Annotated in this window: 14 protein-coding genes; 8 read left to right on the plus strand and 6 right to left on the minus strand. The window is 67.6% G+C overall.

The annotated features are described in order from the left end of the window. Positions 1 to 287: 287 nt before the first annotated feature. Entirely contained in the window at positions 288 to 1538 is a 1251-nt protein-coding gene (locus ACLIJ1_RS15690; protein ID WP_411366475.1) for a sensor histidine kinase, read from the minus strand. Then, positions 1535 to 2266: a response regulator gene (locus ACLIJ1_RS15695; protein WP_411366476.1), complete on the minus strand. Its 732-nt coding sequence runs from the start codon at positions 2264 to 2266 to the stop codon at positions 1535 to 1537. The genes ACLIJ1_RS15690 and ACLIJ1_RS15695 overlap by 4 nt, the downstream gene beginning before the upstream one ends. 99 nt (positions 2267 to 2365) lie before the next feature. Between ACLIJ1_RS15695 and ACLIJ1_RS15700 the strand changes: the two genes are divergently transcribed. Beyond that, the gene (locus tag ACLIJ1_RS15700) at positions 2366 to 3910 is read left to right on the plus strand and encodes a class I adenylate-forming enzyme family protein (RefSeq protein WP_411366477.1); all 1545 of its coding nucleotides are present in this window, start codon (positions 2366 to 2368) and stop codon (positions 3908 to 3910) included. A 60-nt stretch (positions 3911 to 3970) separates the two neighbouring features. On the opposite strand, the gene ACLIJ1_RS15705 is transcribed toward ACLIJ1_RS15700, so the two are convergent. Next, entirely contained in the window at positions 3971 to 5380 is a 1410-nt protein-coding gene (locus ACLIJ1_RS15705) for an AmpG family muropeptide MFS transporter (RefSeq protein WP_411366478.1), read from the minus strand. A 59-nt stretch (positions 5381 to 5439) separates the two neighbouring features. On the opposite strand from ACLIJ1_RS15705, the gene ACLIJ1_RS15710 reads away from it, so the two are divergent. Then, on the plus strand, positions 5440 to 6318 hold the full coding sequence (locus ACLIJ1_RS15710) for a M48 family metallopeptidase (RefSeq protein WP_411366479.1): 879 nt from the start codon (positions 5440 to 5442) through the stop codon (positions 6316 to 6318). Here ACLIJ1_RS15710 and ACLIJ1_RS15715 read toward each other — a convergent pair whose 3' ends face one another. Then, entirely contained in the window at positions 6319 to 6957 is a 639-nt protein-coding gene (locus ACLIJ1_RS15715) for an MBL fold metallo-hydrolase (protein WP_411366480.1), read from the minus strand. A gap of 253 nt (positions 6958 to 7210) precedes the next feature. Here ACLIJ1_RS15715 and ACLIJ1_RS15720 point away from each other — a divergent pair, with 253 nt between their 5' ends. The 4 genes from ACLIJ1_RS15720 to ACLIJ1_RS15735 all read left to right on the plus strand — a co-directional run bounded on the left by ACLIJ1_RS15720 (position 7211) and on the right by ACLIJ1_RS15735 (position 12589). Further along, the gene (locus tag ACLIJ1_RS15720; protein ID WP_411366481.1) at positions 7211 to 8782 is read left to right on the plus strand and encodes a methyl-accepting chemotaxis protein; all 1572 of its coding nucleotides are present in this window, start codon (positions 7211 to 7213) and stop codon (positions 8780 to 8782) included. A gap of 135 nt (positions 8783 to 8917) precedes the next feature. Then, positions 8918 to 9466: a hypothetical protein gene (locus ACLIJ1_RS15725; RefSeq protein WP_411366482.1), complete on the plus strand. Its 549-nt coding sequence runs from the start codon at positions 8918 to 8920 to the stop codon at positions 9464 to 9466. 24 nt (positions 9467 to 9490) lie between these two features. Then, on the plus strand, positions 9491 to 11554 hold the full coding sequence (locus ACLIJ1_RS15730) for a M13 family metallopeptidase (RefSeq protein WP_411366483.1): 2064 nt from the start codon (positions 9491 to 9493) through the stop codon (positions 11552 to 11554). A gap of 126 nt (positions 11555 to 11680) precedes the next feature. Next, complete coding sequence (locus ACLIJ1_RS15735; protein WP_411366484.1) at positions 11681 to 12589, plus strand: DnaJ C-terminal domain-containing protein; 909 nt, start codon at positions 11681 to 11683, stop codon at positions 12587 to 12589. 11 nt (positions 12590 to 12600) lie between these two features. Here the strand turns inward: ACLIJ1_RS15735 and ACLIJ1_RS15740 are convergent, their stop codons facing one another. Further along, entirely contained in the window at positions 12601 to 13392 is a 792-nt protein-coding gene (locus tag ACLIJ1_RS15740; RefSeq protein WP_411366485.1) for an exodeoxyribonuclease III, read from the minus strand. A 10-nt stretch (positions 13393 to 13402) separates the two neighbouring features. Here ACLIJ1_RS15740 and pyrE point away from each other — a divergent pair, with 10 nt between their 5' ends. Further along, positions 13403 to 14119 (plus strand): orotate phosphoribosyltransferase, encoded by a 717-nt coding sequence (gene pyrE, locus ACLIJ1_RS15745; protein WP_411366486.1) that lies wholly within the window; start codon positions 13403 to 13405, stop codon positions 14117 to 14119. A gap of 12 nt (positions 14120 to 14131) precedes the next feature. Further along, the gene (locus ACLIJ1_RS15750; RefSeq protein ID WP_411366487.1) at positions 14132 to 14806 is read left to right on the plus strand and encodes a DUF4124 domain-containing protein; all 675 of its coding nucleotides are present in this window, start codon (positions 14132 to 14134) and stop codon (positions 14804 to 14806) included. Positions 14807 to 14869: 63 nt separating this feature from the next. Here the strand turns inward: ACLIJ1_RS15750 and gatB are convergent, their stop codons facing one another. Further along, entirely contained in the window at positions 14870 to 16333 is a 1464-nt protein-coding gene (gatB, locus tag ACLIJ1_RS15755; RefSeq protein WP_411366488.1) for an Asp-tRNA(Asn)/Glu-tRNA(Gln) amidotransferase subunit GatB, read from the minus strand. Between the last annotated feature and the right edge of the window lie 2 nt (positions 16334 to 16335).

Here is a 16335-nt window from a genome sequence, read left to right on the forward strand (position 1 = left end):
AGCCACCTTGCGGTGGCTTTGAAGTCCTTGGAAGGACGTCGTTGGGAGATCGGTACTGTGGCAACGGGCGGGACCACACGGCCCCGCCGTTGCGATGAATGTTGTGACAGCAACCGGCAAATTGTGCGTTGCGGCATCTGTTTCGACCATCCCCTGTTTGGGGGAGAAATGTGGTCCTTTGTTGCAATTCGCCCGGCAAACAGGCAGCAACTCACCACAAAATGCCTCGGGCCGTACGTAAGCGTGACAAATTGCACAGTTCGCTATCGAACACTATTTACAGGTAGTTACATCGGCAGCTCGACCACGAACCGTGCGCCTCCGCCGGGACGGTCTTCGCAACGCACGTTGCCGTGGTGCCGGATCGCGATCGAACGCACCAGAGAGAGGCCCAGCCCCACGCCGCCCACGCTTTCGCTGGCACCGGGCAGGCGGTAGAACGGTTCAAAGATGCGCTCCCGCAGTTCGGGCGGCACACCCGGGCCCTGGTCCTCGACACACACGCGAAACACCGGAACACCTGTCGCGCCGGCACCACGATCAATGACCAGGTGCGCGGGCTCGGCAGGACCGGTGGCACCCGGCCGATGGCCGTAGCGCCGCGCGTTCTCCAGCAGGTTGCGCAACAGGCGCCGCAGCAGCTTGGGATGACCCTGCACCAGCACCGGGGAAATGCCCTCGGCCACATCCAGCTCGGCGCCGGTGCGTGCGCACTCTTCGGCCGCCAGCCCCACCAGGTCGACCTCTTCGGTCGGCCCCAGCGCCGAGGCCTCATTGGCATCGCGCAGGTCCAGCCGGCTGGCCATCAGGATCTCGTCGATCAGCTGGTCCAGTTCGTCGATGTTGCGCGCGACCTCCGCCCGCTGCGCGGCGCGCGCCGGATCGTTGCCCAGCAGTTCCAGCCCGATGCGGATGCGCGCCAGTGGAGAACGCAGCTCGTGCGACGCGTTCGCCAGCAAGGTCTTGTGCGAGAGCATCAGCGACTGCACGCGTTCGGCGGCGGCGTTGAAGCGCTCGCCGAGAAAGGCGATCTCGTCGCGACCGCTGACCGGCAGGCGCGTGCTCAGATCGCCCTGCCCCCAGCGCTCGACGCCGCGTTGCAGAGCCTCCAGCCGCTTGGTCAGGCGACGCACGATCGGGTAGGCGCCCAGGGCCACGGCCAGCGCGACCAGCCCCAGCAGCCAAAGGAATCCGAACGGGTCCTGCAGGCCGAACAGGCCACGCCGTGCCCCCACCGGCGCGCCGGGCGGTCGGTTCGGTCGCGGCAGCTGGATGTACAGCGTCTGCCCGTCCTTCATCTGCACCTGGAACTCCAGGCCCTGGCCCGGCACCCGGATCGCCTGCGCCGGCGCTTCGCCAACCACTTCACCGGCGCCGTTGCGCAGCACGATCTCGCGCGCCATCCGAGCATCGCGTTCCGCGCGGTCGCTGTCCAGCGCCATCTGCCAGAGCCAGCCCACCACCAGGGTGAGCACCGCCACGGCCGCCACGACGGCCAGCCAGATGCGCAGGTAGAGTTTCTGGCCGAGGCTGTTCATTCCTGCTGCTTCGCGAACACGTAGCCCACGCCGCGCACCGTGAGGATGCGCTTGGGTTCCTTGCTGTCGGCCTCGATGGCATTGCGGATGCGGCCGATGTGCACATCGATGCTGCGGTCAAACGCCTCCAGCTCACGCCCACGCACCGCTTCCATGATCTGGTCGCGCGTGAGCACCCGGCCAGCGCGCTCGGCCAGCGCCACCAGCAGGTCGAACTGGTACGACGTGAGGTCACAGGCCGCACCAGCCACCTGCACGGTGCGCGCGTCGCGGTCGATCTCCAGCGAACCGAAACGCAGCACCGGCGTCGCGCGGGTCGTGGCCGCGGCCGCATTGGCGTCGCCGCGGCGGCGCAGCACAGCGCGGATGCGCGCCAGCAGCTCGCGCGGCTCGAAGGGCTTGGGCAGATAGTCATCGGCGCCGATTTCCAGGCCGATGATGCGGTCCATCGGATCGCCCTTGGCGGTCAGCATCAGAACCGGCACCTTGGCGTTGCCGTTGGGCAGCGAACGGATGCGGCGGCACACCTCGAGCCCGTCGATCCCCGGCATCATCAGGTCCAGGATCACCAGCTCAGGCTGCAGCAGCGGCAGCTGCTCCAGACCCCGCTCGCCGTCGGGCGCGTGCGTGACCGCGTAGCCGGACTGGGCCAGGTACTCGGTGACCATCTGCGCCAGACGCGCATCGTCTTCGATCATGAGGAGGCGGGTGGGGGTCGGAGCGTTCATGGGGCCAGTGTATCGAGAGAGGTCGGTGCCCCCCGAGGAGGCCGACCATCGTCGCGCACGCGCGTGAAGCCTTTGCATCCCTCACGTAAAGTTGGCGGCATGTTTGCGCCCACCGCCCCCGCCCTGCCCGCCCCGTCGCTTCACGAACTGTTGCAGCGCCGTGCGCAGGAGCGACCGGACGCGATTGCCCTGGATCACCTCGACCCGGCCAGCGGTGCCCGCGGCATCCTGAGCTACCGCGAACTGCTGGCGCTGGCCGACCGGCTGACCGCCGGATTGGTGGCCCATGGTGTGGTGCGCGGTGACCGCGTCGCCTGGCTGGGCCTGAACCACCCGCTGCAGATCGCCGCCCTGTTCGCGCTCGGCCGGCTCGGTGCCGTGCTGGTGCCGCTGAACCACCGGCTGGCCGCCGCCGAATGGACCGCGGTGCTGGCCGACTGCACGCCCCGGCTGCTGGTGCACGACGCGGGTTTCGCCGAGGCGGCGCGCGCGCTGGGCGTTTCGGGCCGTCCGTCGGTGGTGCCACAGGACACGCTGTCAGCAGCGGACGCAAAGCACAAAATGCCAGCCTCCACCGCGAACGCCTTGGCAGAGCCCGCCCTGCTGGTCTACACCTCCGGCACGACGGGCACGCCGAAAGCGGCGGTGCACACGCAGGGCAACCTGCTGGCCAACATGGCGATGGCCGCGCAGGTGCAGGGCATGACGGCCGACGATACGGTGCTGACCGTGCTGCCGCTGTTCCACGTCGGCGGCCTGTGCATCCAGACCCTGCCGGCACTGTCGGTTGGTGCCCGCGTGCTGCTGCATACCCGCTTCGATCCGACGGCCACACTGCGCGCCATCGCGCAGGACCGGCCGAGCCTGACACTGCAGGTGCCCGCCACGCTGCAGGCGCTGACCGCGCACGCCGAATGGGCCCGCACCGACCTCTCTTGCCTGCGCACGGTGTGGGCCGGTTCCAGCGTGCTGCCGCCCGAGCCGCTGCAAGCATTCATGGCCCGCGGTGTGCCGGTCAGCAATGTCTACGGCAGCACCGAGACCGGGCCTTTCTCGATCGCGCTGCCACCCGACTGGTCGGCGTCGCACATCGGCTCCTGCGGCTGGCCGGCACCGGGCGTCGAGATCCGGCTGCTGGACCCGCAAGGCACGCCGGTCGCGCCGGGTCATGTGGGCGAGATCTGCGTGCGCGCTCCCAACGTGGTGACGACCTACTGGCCCGACAAGCCAGCGCTCGACGCCGAGGGCTTTTTCCACAGCGGCGACCTCGCGCAGCAGGCGACGGACGGCAGCTACTCGGTGGTCGGCCGCGCCAAGGACATGATCATCTCCGGCGGCGAGAACATCTACCCAGCCGAGATCGAGAACCTGATCGCCACCCACCCGGCGGTCGCCGAATGCAGCGTGGTCGGGCAGGCGGACACGCGCTGGGGCGAGGTCGCGGTCGCGGTCGTAGTGCTGCGCGATCCGCAAACCGCCGACGAAGACTGGGAGGCGCCACTGCGCGCCTTCCTCGACGGGCGGCTGGCGCGCTACAAGTGGCCGCGCCGCTGGGTACGCCTGGACACCTTGCCGCGCACCGCGCTGGGCAAGGTGCAGAAAGCCGAACTGGCCAGACAACTGCGGTCGCTGACTTCGTCGTGAACACCGTGGAACCGGCTTTGCCGGGCCGCAGGTGTTGCCCCCTGAGGGGGTGACGCGCCATCAGGTGCTGCGCGGGGGGGAGTCAATTCGCGTGGCCAGCCAGATGAGTATGAGCACCGGCAGGCCCATCAAGGAAGTCGCCGTGAAAAAGGTCGGGTAGTCGTAGGCGTCGACAAAGGCGCCCGAATAGCCCGCCAGCCACTTGGGCGCCAGCAGCATCATCGAGCTGAACAGCGCGTACTGTGTCGCCGAATAGCTGACGTTGGTCAGGCTCGACAGGTAGGCGATGAACGCCGCCGAGGCCACGCCCGCGCTCAGGTTGTCGGCCGAGACCACGGCGATCAGCGCCGTCACGTCGTGGCCGTGGTGCGCGAGCCAGGCAAACAGCAGGTTGCTCGCGGCCGACAGCACAGCGCCCAGCATCAGCACCCGCATCACCCCCAGGCGCAGCGACAGCGCACCGCCAATGAACGCGCCGACCAGGGTCATGATCACGCCGTAGATCTTGGTGACCGCCGCGACCTCGTCTTTGGTGTAACCCATGTCGACGTAGAACGGGTTGGCCATGATGCCCATCACCACGTCGCTGATGCGGTAGACGCCGATCAGCGCCAGGATCAGCAGCGCGTGTGTGCCGTAGCGCTTCAGGAAATCCGCAAAGGGCTCGACGAAAGCGCCCTTGAACCACTCGGCCGCGTTGCGGCTGGGCGGCAGCACCACCTGCGCCGGCTCGCGCGAGAACAGCACCGTCACCACGCCGACCAGCATGCTTGCCGCCATGACAAGGTAGGCCGTGGTCCAGGCGGCGTTCTGGTACAGCGCGCCCGGGGCGGGCTTCACTGCCTCGGCCGCAGCAACGGCGGCCTGCGCCACGGGCGCCACCTCGGCCCGCGCCGCCAGCCACAACACGCCGGCGCCGGCCCAGATCATCGCCAGCCGGTAACCGGTCTGGTAGGTCGCGGCCAGCGTGCCCTGGTGCGCGGCGTCCGCGGACTCGATGCGGTAGGCGTCGAGCGCAATGTCCTGCGTGGCAGAAGCGAAGGCGACCGCCAGCGCACACCAGACCACCGTGTCCAGCCCGCTGCGCGGATCGGACACCGCCATGCCGGCCAGCGCCACCATGATCAGCAACTGCGACACCAGCAGCCAGCTGCGCCGCCGCCCCATCGCGCGGGTCAGCAGCGGAATCGGCAGCCGGTCCACCAGCGGTGACCAGACCCACTTGAAGCCATAGGCCAGCCCGACCCAGCTCAGGTAGCCGATGGTGGTGCGGTCCAGCCCGGCCTCGCGCAGGCGAAAGCTCAGCGTGCCCAGTACCAGCAGCAGCGGCAGCCCGGCCGAAAACCCCAGCGCGAACATGCGCAGGCTGGCGGGTTCCAGATAGGCCTTGAAGGTCTCGCCCCAGCCGGGCTTGTGGCCCGCGGCGGCGCTTTCCGCGGCCGACGCGGGTGTGACGGAAGACTCGTTCATGCAAGGGGCGGGCCCGTGGCCCGGATGCGGGCGACAGGCCCTTTGCCTATTATTGGACCATGTGCTTCCTCTGCGACCTCAAACAACGCGCCGCCACCCCGGCGGCCGACCCGATTTCTGAACCTGCCAGTCACGGCCCCTGGCAGGCCCGACGCGGCTTCCTGCTCGCAGCGGCCTCCGCCGCGGCGGCCCCGGCGATGGGCCAGGTCGAGGTCGGCAAGGCATCTGGCATGCGCAAGCTGATCCCGGCCGACCAGATCGAACAGATTGGCGCCCAGCAGTTCGTCACCACCGTCAAGGAGGCCCAGGCCAAGAACGCGCTGGTGCCGCAGAACCACCCGCAGACCCAGCGCCTGCACACGATCGCCAAAAAGATCATCCCGTTCGCCAGCGCCTGGAATCCGCGCGCCAAGGACTGGAAATGGCAGGTCGCGCTGATCAACAGCGACGAGATCAACGCCTTCTGCCTGCCCGGCGGCAAGATCGCCTTCTACACCGGCATCCTGCAGAAGCTGCAGCTGTCCGACGACGAGGCCGCGATGATCATGGGCCACGAAATGGCCCACGCGCTGCGCGAGCACGCCCGCGAACGCATGGCCAAGAGCAGCGCCACCAACCTCGGCCTGCGCCTGGGTGCCGAACTGCTGGGCCTGGGCAACTGGGGCGCACTGGCCGCCGACATGGGCTCACAGCTGCTGACCCTGAAATTCAGCCGGGAAGACGAAAGCGAGGCCGACCTCGTCGGCCTCGAGCTCGCCGCCCGCGCCGCCTACCAGCCCACCGCCAGCGTCAGCCTCTGGCAGAAGATGGCCAAGGCCGGCGGCGGCAACGGCATCGCCTTCCTCTCCACCCACCCGAGCGGACCGGAGCGGATCAAGCAGCTGCAGGCGAATGTGCCGAAGGTGCAGGGCTTGTATGAGGCGGCGCGGAAGGGGTGATCACCGCTCCCCCACATAAGGATTGAACCGCCGCTCCTCGCCAAACGTGCTCTCCGGCCCGTGGCCCGGGATGAACACGGTGTCGTCGCCCATCGGCCAGAGCCGTTCCTTGATGCTGGCAATCAGCTGGGCGTGGTTGCCCTGGGGGAAGTCGGTGCGGCCGATGCTGCCGGCGAACAGCACGTCGCCGACGAAGGCGCGCTGGATTTCGGGGGAGTGAAACACCACGTGGCCGGGGGTGTGGCCCGGGCAGTGGCGCACGTGCAGCGTGCTGTTTCCGATCTGCACCGTGTCGCCGTCGGCCAGCCAGCGGGTCGGCGTGAAGTGGCCGGCGGGCGGGAAGCCGAACATCTTGCTCTGCTGCGGCAGGCCGTCGATCCAGAACTGGTCGCCCGGGTGCGGGCCGATGATAGGCAGTTGCAGCCGCTCGGCGAGTTCGGCCGTGCCGCCGGCGTGGTCGATGTGGGCGTGGGTGAGCCAGATGGCCTTGAGCGTCACACCCAGCTGCCGGGCCTCGGCTTCGATGCGGTCGAGTTCGCCGCCCGGGTCGATCACGGCGGCGTCCTGGGTCTGGTCGCACCAGACGATCGAGCAGTTCTGGGCGAAGGCGGTGACGGGGATGGTCTGGTAGTACAGCATGGGCCGTATTGTCAGCGGCCGCGGCGCCCGGCCCGCACAGGCCGGAAAGCCCCCGGAAAAGCCTGAAGGCCGGCGCTTTTCGACGCATCGACAAAACCACCGGAACGACATACTGCGACGGCGATCCGCTGCGGCCGCGAAAGTATCGATCCGAGGCACTTCAAACCTCAAGTCTCCCCGGGCGCGGCCGACAAGCTTAAGAACTCTTAACGGCACCAAACAGGTGCCACCCACAGCGTCTCAGGGTTGCCACATGCTCAAGAATCTCAGTCTCAAGACCCAGCTCGGCGTCGGCTTTGCGACCGTCGTGGCGCTGTTTCTCGCCACGATGGTGCTGGTGGCCCAGCTGGTCGCCCGCCTGGAACATGGGGTGCGCGAATTCAGCGTCACGGAGTTGCCGCTGGTGCTGGCGGTGGAGCGCATGAACCTGTCGCGCTCGGAGGTGCAGCAGTTCCTCACCGACGTTTCCGCCACCCACGACCCGGCGGCCTATGCCGAGGCCGAAGAGGCGCTGAAGAACTACCAGACGGCCAGCAAGGAAGTGCGCACCATCCTGACCGCCGCAGGTGACCAGAAGGACATCGCGGCCCTGGACAGCATGGACAAGGCCTTCGTCACCTTCTACGACAGCGGCAAGACGATGGCCGAGGCCTACATGCGCGACGGGCTGGAGGCCGGCAACCGCCTGATGAAGGGCAGCAACGGCCAGCCCGGTTTCGACCAGACCAGCGAGGTGATCTCCACGCAGATCGAGGCGCTGCGGGAAACCCTGCTGGCGGGCGCCCGCCAGTCGGTGGAGCAGGACCTCCAGCAGGTCGTCGGCATCGAGCGTGTGATGCTGATCGGCGGTGCGCTGGCGACCCTGGTCGCCACCGGCTTCGCGGTCTGGATCGTGCTGACGGTGTACGCGCAGATCGGCGGCGAGCCGCGCTTTGCGGTCAAGCTGATGCAGCGCATCGGCGCCGGCAATCTGGGCTCGCACATCCGCCTCAAGTCCGGCGATACCGAGAGTCTGATGGCCTGCGCCGCCGACATGCAGGCCAGCCTGCGCACGGTCGTGAGCGAGGTGCGCGAGCACGCCCACTCGGTCGAAGACACCTGCTCGCAGATTGAATCGGGCGGTCACAACCTGGCCCACCGCACTTCGGCACAGTCCGACGCGCTGGCGCACACCTCGGCCGCCGCCGAAGAGCTGACCTCGTCGGCCAACCACAACGTCGAAGGCGCCCGCGGCGCCACCGAGCAGGCACGGCTGGCCAGCGACAGCGCGCGCAAGAGCGGTGAACTCGTGGGCCGCTTCGTCGACACCATGCACGACATCCAGCACTCGTCGCGCCAGATCGCCGACATCATCGGCGTGATCGACGGCATTGCCTTCCAGACCAACATCCTCGCGCTCAACGCGGCGGTCGAGGCCGCCCGCGCGGGCGAACAGGGGCGCGGTTTTGCCGTTGTGGCGGCCGAGGTGCGCAACCTGGCCCAGCGCAGCGCCGAAGCCTCCAAGGACATCCGAGGCCTGATCTCGGGCAGCGTGGACCGCGTCGACCAGGGCTCGGCGCTGGTGGAGCAGGCGCGCAGCGCGATGGACGAGGTGGTGACCGACACGCTGCGGGTGATGGAAGCCATGTCGGACGTCGCGTCCACCAGTTCCGAGCAGGGTCGCGCCGTCTCGGAGGTGGCCCGCTCAATCCAGGAAATGGAGCAGGTGACGCAGCAGAACGCCGCCCTGGTGCAGGAAAGCGCCGCCGCCAGCGCCAGCCTGCGCCAGCAGGCACTGGCCCTGACCGGCGCCGTGGCCCGGTTCGACCTCGGCACCCACGCCTAGCCGGTCATCGCTGGCACCGGCCCGGAGGCCATGGGCCTTTGTCACAGGGCCGTGGTGCGAATCCGTCGGCCGGCCTTCCCGATCTGTCTCAGTCGCGCCATACTTTCATGAGAAATTGCTCATGGAGGTGTGCGCATGGTCAGGAAAAAACCACAACCTGAGGTCCATTCCCGCGCGACAGCAGGCAGCCCGTTGCGGTTGGCACGCCTGTTGCCGCTGGTGATTCCCCTGCTCGCGGCAACGCCGGCCCACGCGATCAACAGCACCTACGCCAAACAGCTGGAACGCTCCGGTTGCACGCAGGTGACCGAGCTGCAGGGTTGCGACATCCGCAAGAGCAAGGCCGAGAACGCCAAGGCAGGCTTCGGCAACGGTGCTGGCCCGGCCCCCGCCTCCGCAGCACCTGCAGAACCTGCAGCAGCAACCGCCTCCACCAAGACACCCTACGCCGGCCAGTGGGTCGCCACGTCCGCCGATGGCCGCACGGTCGCGACCATCCGCATCGACGCCGAAGAGCGTGTCTGGGTCAACGGCAAGGCCGTGAAAACCAAGCGCAGCGACGGCGCACTGGTCTTCCGCAGCGGCAAGCTGCAATTCACCATCCAGGGCGACCGCCGCCTGCAGGGCGAAGACGTCTGGAACGACTTCGATGCCGGCACCAGCGGCCCCATCGTCACCGAATAAACCACCAACACAGGGAGTTCACCCATGATTCACCGCACCAGCATCGCCGTGGCCGTCACGATGGCCCTCACCACGGGCGCCGCCCTGGCCCAGGACGCTTCGACCTTCGGCTTCCCGCTCGCTTTCTCGCCGACCAAGATGGATCCCTCGGTCGATCCGCGCAAGGACTTCACCCGCTACGCCGCCGGCAAGTGGCACGACGCGCTGGAGATCCCCGCCGACCGCGTCCGCATCTCGGGTCTGGACCTGATGATGAAACGCACCGACGACGTGCTGAAAAAGTTGGTGGAAGACGCGGCTGCGCAATCCGCTTCGGCCCCCAAGGGCAGCCCGCTGCAGCAGGTGGGTGCGCTCTACACCGCCGGCATGGACCTCGAGCGGCTCAAGGCCCTCGGGGCGGCGCCCCTCAAGCCGGCCTTCGACCGCATTGCCGCGATCCAGGACCGCGACGGCGCCGTGCGCGAACTGGCCCGCCTCTCGCTGGTGACCAACGACCTGCTGGTCATGGGCGCCACCATCTCCCCCGGCATTCGCGACAAGACACGGTACATCGCCGTGGTGGGCGACGGAGAACTGGTGCTGACCAACTTCGAGGACTACCTCAAGCCCGAGTCCGCCAAGATGCGCGACGGTCTCGTGCAGTACGTGACCGACCTGATGGTGATGGCGGGCTCCACACCCGAAGAGGCCTCTGCCACTGCGAAAACCGTGCTGGCGCTGGAGACCCGCGTGGCCAAGGTGCGCCAGCCGCTGGTGGAACGCAACGACCCGGACAAGCGCTTCATCGAGATGCCGTTCGCGCAGGTCAAGGCGCTCACCCCCGGCTTCAACTGGGACGCCTACTTCGGCGTGCTCGGCATCCAGCCCCCGGCGCAGATCACCGCGATCGAAACCAAAGCCATGGCCGAACGCAACGCCTTCCTGGCCGATCTCAGCGTCGACCAGCTCAAGTCGCTGCTCAAGTGGGAATACCTGCGCCGCAGCCTGGGCGGCCTCTCCCCGGAGTTCGGGCAGCCCGGCCTGGCCTTGACCCGCCTGATCTATGGCCAGGGTTTCGAACTCCCGCCCCGCGCCAACCAGGTGTTCGGCACCATCGGCGGCAAGCTCGGGCACCCGCTGGGCCAGCTCTATGTCGACAAGCACTTCAGCGCGCAGTCCAAGCGCGAGGTGGAGCAGATGGTCGGCATGGTCCGCGCAGAGTTCCGCGCCCGGCTGGCCAGGAACACCTGGCTGACGCCGGCCACGCGCAAGCAGGCCCTGTACAAGCTGGACAAGGTGAAGATCACCGTCGGCTATCCGGACGCATGGATCGACCACCGCACGGTGGACGTCCGGCCCGAAGACTACTTCGGCAACCTGGAGCGCCTCACCGAGTTCCGGGCCCGCCGCGACCTCGGCCGCTGGGGCGGCCCGATCAAGGAAGACGGTTTCTCGATCCCCGAAAGGACCCTGCCCACCGTCGTCAACGCCGGCTACAACCCACTGCGCAACGGCATCGAAATCCCCGCCGCCTTCCTGCAGCCGCCGGCATACACCCCCAAGGCCGACCCCGCGATCAACTTCTGCGGTGTCGGCGCCGTCATCGGCCACGAAATGACGCACGGCTTCGACTCCGGCGGGCGCCTCTACGACGAGATCGGCCGCGCGCGCAACTGGTGGGTCAAGGACGACGAGGTGAAGTTCGTCGAGCAAGCCCAAAAACTGGTCAAGCAGGCCAGCGCCTACCAGGTGCTGCCGGGCCTGCATGCCAACGGCGCGCTGGGCGTGACCGAAAACCTGGCCGACGTCGGCGGCATCGCATTCGCCTACAACGCGCTGCAGAAGTACCTCAAGGCGCACCCGAAGGAAAACCGGGTGATCGACGGCCTGACCCAGCAGCAGCGCTGCTTCGTCTCCTGGGCCCAGATGTGGTCGGACAAGGCGCGCGAAGGCTACCTGCGCCAGGTGACCGCCACCGACGCGCACGCCGCAGGCAACTACCGCGCCTACGCGCCGGCACAGCACGAACCGGGCTTCTACAAGGCTTTCAACATCCGCCCGGGCGATCCGATGTGGCTGGACCCGAAGGACCGCGCCAAGCTCTGGTGACCGCAACGGTGCGCTTGGTTCGCCAGCGCACAGACCCTCCCGGGTCTGCGTGATTTGCTGGCGCATGCCGACACCACCCAGCGCTCTCCGTGCGACCGGGGGTTCAGCGTGCGCCAGGAGCCGCTCGTGAACGACCAGGACCACTACGCCACCCTCGGCGTGCCCCGCAATGCGGACCTGAACGCCATCAAGAAGGCCTACCGCAAGCTCGCCCGCGAACACCACCCGGACATGTCCAAGGCGCCGGGTGCAGAGGCGCGCTTCAAGGAAGTGGCCGAGGCCTACGCCACGCTGAAAGACCCCGAAAAGCGCGCCGCCTACGACGCGCGGGACCAGCACCCGGCCGGCGAACCGTTTTCACCACCGCCGCAGTGGGGCCAGGACCACGCCACCAACGGGTCGGCCTTCGAAGAGATGGACATCGAAGCCTTGCTGGCGGCCATGGGCCGGGGCCGCCATGCGCGCCATGGTCCGCAGCCCAGGAACGGACGCGACTTCGACACCTCGGTGCGCATCAGCCTCGAAGACGCCCACCACGGGCGCTCCGTGCACCTGAGCCTGGACGACGGCGGCCACGAACGCACGCTGGAAGTGACCGTGCCGCCCGGCGTGCACGACGGCCAGAAGCTGCGACTGCGTGGCCAGGGCGGCAAGGGCCAGCACGGCGGCGCCGATGGCGACATCTACCTGCACATCACGCTGGCGCCGCACCGCGTCTTCCGCACCGACCACCAGGACCTGTCCTTCGACCTCGTGCTCTCGCCCTGGGAGGCGGCGCTGGGCACGCAGACCGAGGTGCCCACGCTGGACGGTCCAGTGCTGCTCACCGTGCCACCGGGCACGCGCTCGGGCCGCAAGCTGCGGCTGCGCGGGCGCGGCCTGGGCAACGGCCGCCGCGCGGCGGGCGACCTCTATGCGGTGGTGCAGATCGACGTGCCCGCCACCCTCACCGGGCGCGAACGCGAGCTGTTTGAAGCGCTCGCCCAGGATTCTGCGTTTCACCCGCGCGACGTGCCGCAGGGCGCGCCCGCCTGAACTCCAGCTGATCAGAGCTTGAAGTCGTACTCGATCGTGATCGGGGCGTGGTCGCTGAACTTCTCGCCCTTGTAGATCGCTTCGCTGCGGGCGGTTTCGGCGATGGCGGGCGTGGCCAGGTGGTAGTCCAGCCGCCAACCAACGTTGTTGGCGTAGGCCTGGCCCCGGTTGCTCCACCATGTGTAGCAGGTGTCCGTCGTGTCCGGCTGCAGCTGGCGGTAGACATCGACCAGTCCGCCCTCGTTCAGCAGCTTCGTCATCCAGGCGCGCTCCTCGGGCAGGAAGCCGCTGTTCTTCTGGTTGCTGCGCCAGTTCTTCAGGTCGGCGTTCTGGTGGGCGATGTTGACGTCGCTGCAGATCACGAAATCGCGCTTCTTCTTCAGCGCCATCAGGTGCGGGTACATCAGGTCCAGGAAGCGGTACTTGGCTTCCTGCCGCTCGGGGCCGGACGAGCCGCTGGGGAAATACACGCTGATGACCGAGAACTTGCGCTTGGGCGTGTCAAAGCGCAGTTCGGCCCAGCGGCCCTCGGCGTCGAACTCGCCGCCGTCAAAGCCGGTCACCACATCGCTGGGCGCGTGCCGCGTGTAGACCGCGACGCCGGAATAGCCCTTCTTTTCCGCGAAATGGAAGTGACCCTTGAGCCCCACCATCTCTTCGAAGCGGCCACTCACATCCGCCGCCTGGGCTTTGACCTCCTGCACGCAAATACAATCGGGCGCGTGCCCCGCGAGCCAGGATTCCAGCCCTTTGTTGCTGGCCGAACGGATGCCGTTGAGGTTGAGGCTGGTCAGTTTGAACAAGGAAGTCCCCATGTCGTTGGATACGGGCGCGGCAACCACCACACAACAAGGTGATTCGCTGGCGCAGGAATTTGTGCAGTTCTGTGTGGACTCGGGCGTGCTGCGCTTTGGCGAATTCAAGACCAAAGCCGGGCGCCTGTCGCCCTATTTCTTCAACGCCGGCCTCTTCGACGACGGCGCCAAGCTGGGTCGGCTCGCGCAATTCTATGCACAGGCCCTGATCGCGAGCGGCATCGAGTTCGACATGATCTTCGGCCCCGCCTACAAGGGCATTCCGCTGGGTGCCGCCGTGGCCATCGAGCTGGCCCGACTGGGCCGCAACGTGCCCTTTGCCTACAACCGCAAGGAAGCCAAGGACCATGGCGAGGGTGGCACGCTGGTCGGCGCCGCGCTCAAGGGCCGGGTGCTGATCGTCGACGACGTCATGAGTGCCGGCACCGCAGCGCGCGAGTCGATTGCGCTGATCCAGGCCGCCGGCGCCACGGCGCACGCCGTCGCCATCGCGCTGGACCGGCAGGAGAAAGCCACCGAGAAAACCGCCGACGGCAACGTGAGGGATGTGGACCACAGTGCCGTGCAGTATGTGCAGCGCGAGCTCGGTCTGCAGGTCTGCGCCATTGCGAGGCTCTCGGATTTGCTGCAGTATCTGTCGGGACACACGGGAGCCGAACTGAACCAGCACCGCGACCGCGTGCTGGCTTACCGCGAACGCTATGGCGTCGCCTGAGAAAGAACTGCATTGACCCGTCCCCTGACCTTCGCCGCTTCACCCCGCTGCCTGCGCCTGACCGGTGCCGGCCTGCTGGCGCTGGTGCTGGGAGCTCCTGCCTGGGCGCAGGACATCAAGAACCAGGGCGGCATCTACAGCTGCATCGACAGCAAGGGCCGGCGCCTGACCTCGGACCGCCCGATCGTCGACTGCCTCGATCGCGAGCAGAAGGAACTGGGCAACTCCGGCACGGTCAAGCGCGTGGTGCCGCCGAGCTATACCGCCGAAGAGAAGGCCAGGCTGGAGGCGCAGCGCAGGGTCGAAGACGCCGAGAAGGCGCGCGTTGCCGAAGAGAAGCGGCGCGACAAGGCGCTGCTGATCCGCTACCCCAACCAAGGGGTGCACGACAAGGAACGGGTGGAAGCGCTCAAGCAGATCGACGATGTGATCGATGCGGTGAAGAAGCGCGTCGACACCCTGGCCAAGCAGCGGCGCGACATCGATCTCGAACTGGAGTTCTACCAGAGCGACCCGAAAAAGGCCCCGGCCTGGCTGCAGCGCAAGCTGGATGACAACTCCCAGCAGGTGCAGGTGCAGAACCGGTTCCTGGGCGAGCAGTCGCTGGAGAAGCAGCGCATCAACGCCCGCTTTGACGAAGAACTGGCCAAGCTCAAGATGCTCTGGACCTACGGCATCAAGCCCTGACCGTCCTTCCCCAGACAAAAGGCCCGCGTCGCGGGCCTTTTGCTTTTCTGCGGTGGCGTGCGCTCAGCCTTGCAGCTTCTGCCGGAGCACGTCGTTGGCCTGCTGCGGATTGGCCTTGCCCTTGCTGGCCTTCATGACCAGGCCCACCAGCGCGTTGAAGGCCTTGTCCTTGCCGGCGCGGAACTGCTCGACCATGGGCGCGTTGGCGGCCATCACCTCGTCGATGATGGCTTCGAGCGCGCCCGAGTCGTTCATCTGCTTGAGGCCCTTGGATTCGATGACGGCGTCCACGTCCTGACCCTCGCCGGCCCACAGCGCATCCATCACCTGCTTGGCTGCGTTGTTGGACACCGTGCCGTCGGCAATGCGCTTCAGGAGCGCGGCCAGCGTGTCGGCGCTGACGGGCACCTGGGCGATGTCCTTCTCTTCGTTGTTCAGGCGGCGCGAGACCTCGCCCATGATCCAGTTGCTGGCCATCTTGGCCTGACCGCTGGCCTTGGCCGCCGTCTCGAAGTAGGCCGCCATCGCCGGGCTCTGCGTCAGTGTGGTCGCGTCGTACTCGGGCAGACCGTAGGCCTGCACCAGCCGCTCGGCCATCTGGCGCGGCAGCTCGGGCATCGCGGCCTTCACCTCGTCCACCCAGCTGCGCGCGATCACCAGCGGCGGCAGATCCGGGTCGGGGAAATAGCGGTAGTCGGCCGCGTCTTCCTTGGTGCGCATGGCGCGCGTCTCGCCCGTGTCGGGGTCGAACAGCACTGTGGCTTGCTGGATCTCGAAGCCGTCCTCGATCTGCTCGATCTGCCAGCGGATCTCGTAGTCGATCGCCTGCTGCATGAACTTGAACGAGTTCAGGTTCTTGATCTCGCGGCGCGTGCCCAGCGGCGCGCCCGGCTTGCGCACCGAGACGTTGGCGTCGCAGCGGAAGCTGCCTTCCTGCATGTTGCCGTCGCAGACACCGATCCAGGTCACGATCTTGTGCAGCTCTTTCGCATAGGCCACGGCCTCGGCGCTGGAGCGCATGTCGGGCTCGGTCACGATTTCCAGCAGGGGCGTGCCGGCGCGGTTGAGATCGATGCCCGACTGACCGATGAAGTCCTCGTGCAGGCTCTTGCCCGCGTCTTCTTCCAGGTGCGCGCGCACCAGGCGCACGGTCTTCTTCTCGTCGCCCAGGAAGAAGCTCACCTCGCCACCCTGCACCACCGGGATTTCGAACTGGCTGATCTGGTAGCCCTTGGGCAGGTCGGGGTAGAAGTAGTTCTTGCGCGCAAACACGCTCTGCTCGGCGATGTGCGAGCCCAGCGCGAGCCCGAGGCGGATGGCGTGCGCCACCGCTTCGCGGTTCATCACCGGCAGCGTGCCCGGCAGCGCCAGATCCACCGCGCAAGCCTGCGTGTTGGGCTCGGCACCGAAGGCCGTGGGCGCGCGGCTGAAGATCTTGCTCTTCGTGGCCAGCTGGGCGTGCGTCTCGAAGCCGATCACGACTTCGTAGCCTTGCACCAGCAGGGAAGCTTGTTTTTTCTCGCTCATGT

Source organism: Hydrogenophaga sp. RWCD_12, assembly GCF_046604225.1.
GTDB lineage: Bacteria > Pseudomonadota > Gammaproteobacteria > Burkholderiales > Burkholderiaceae_C > Hydrogenophaga.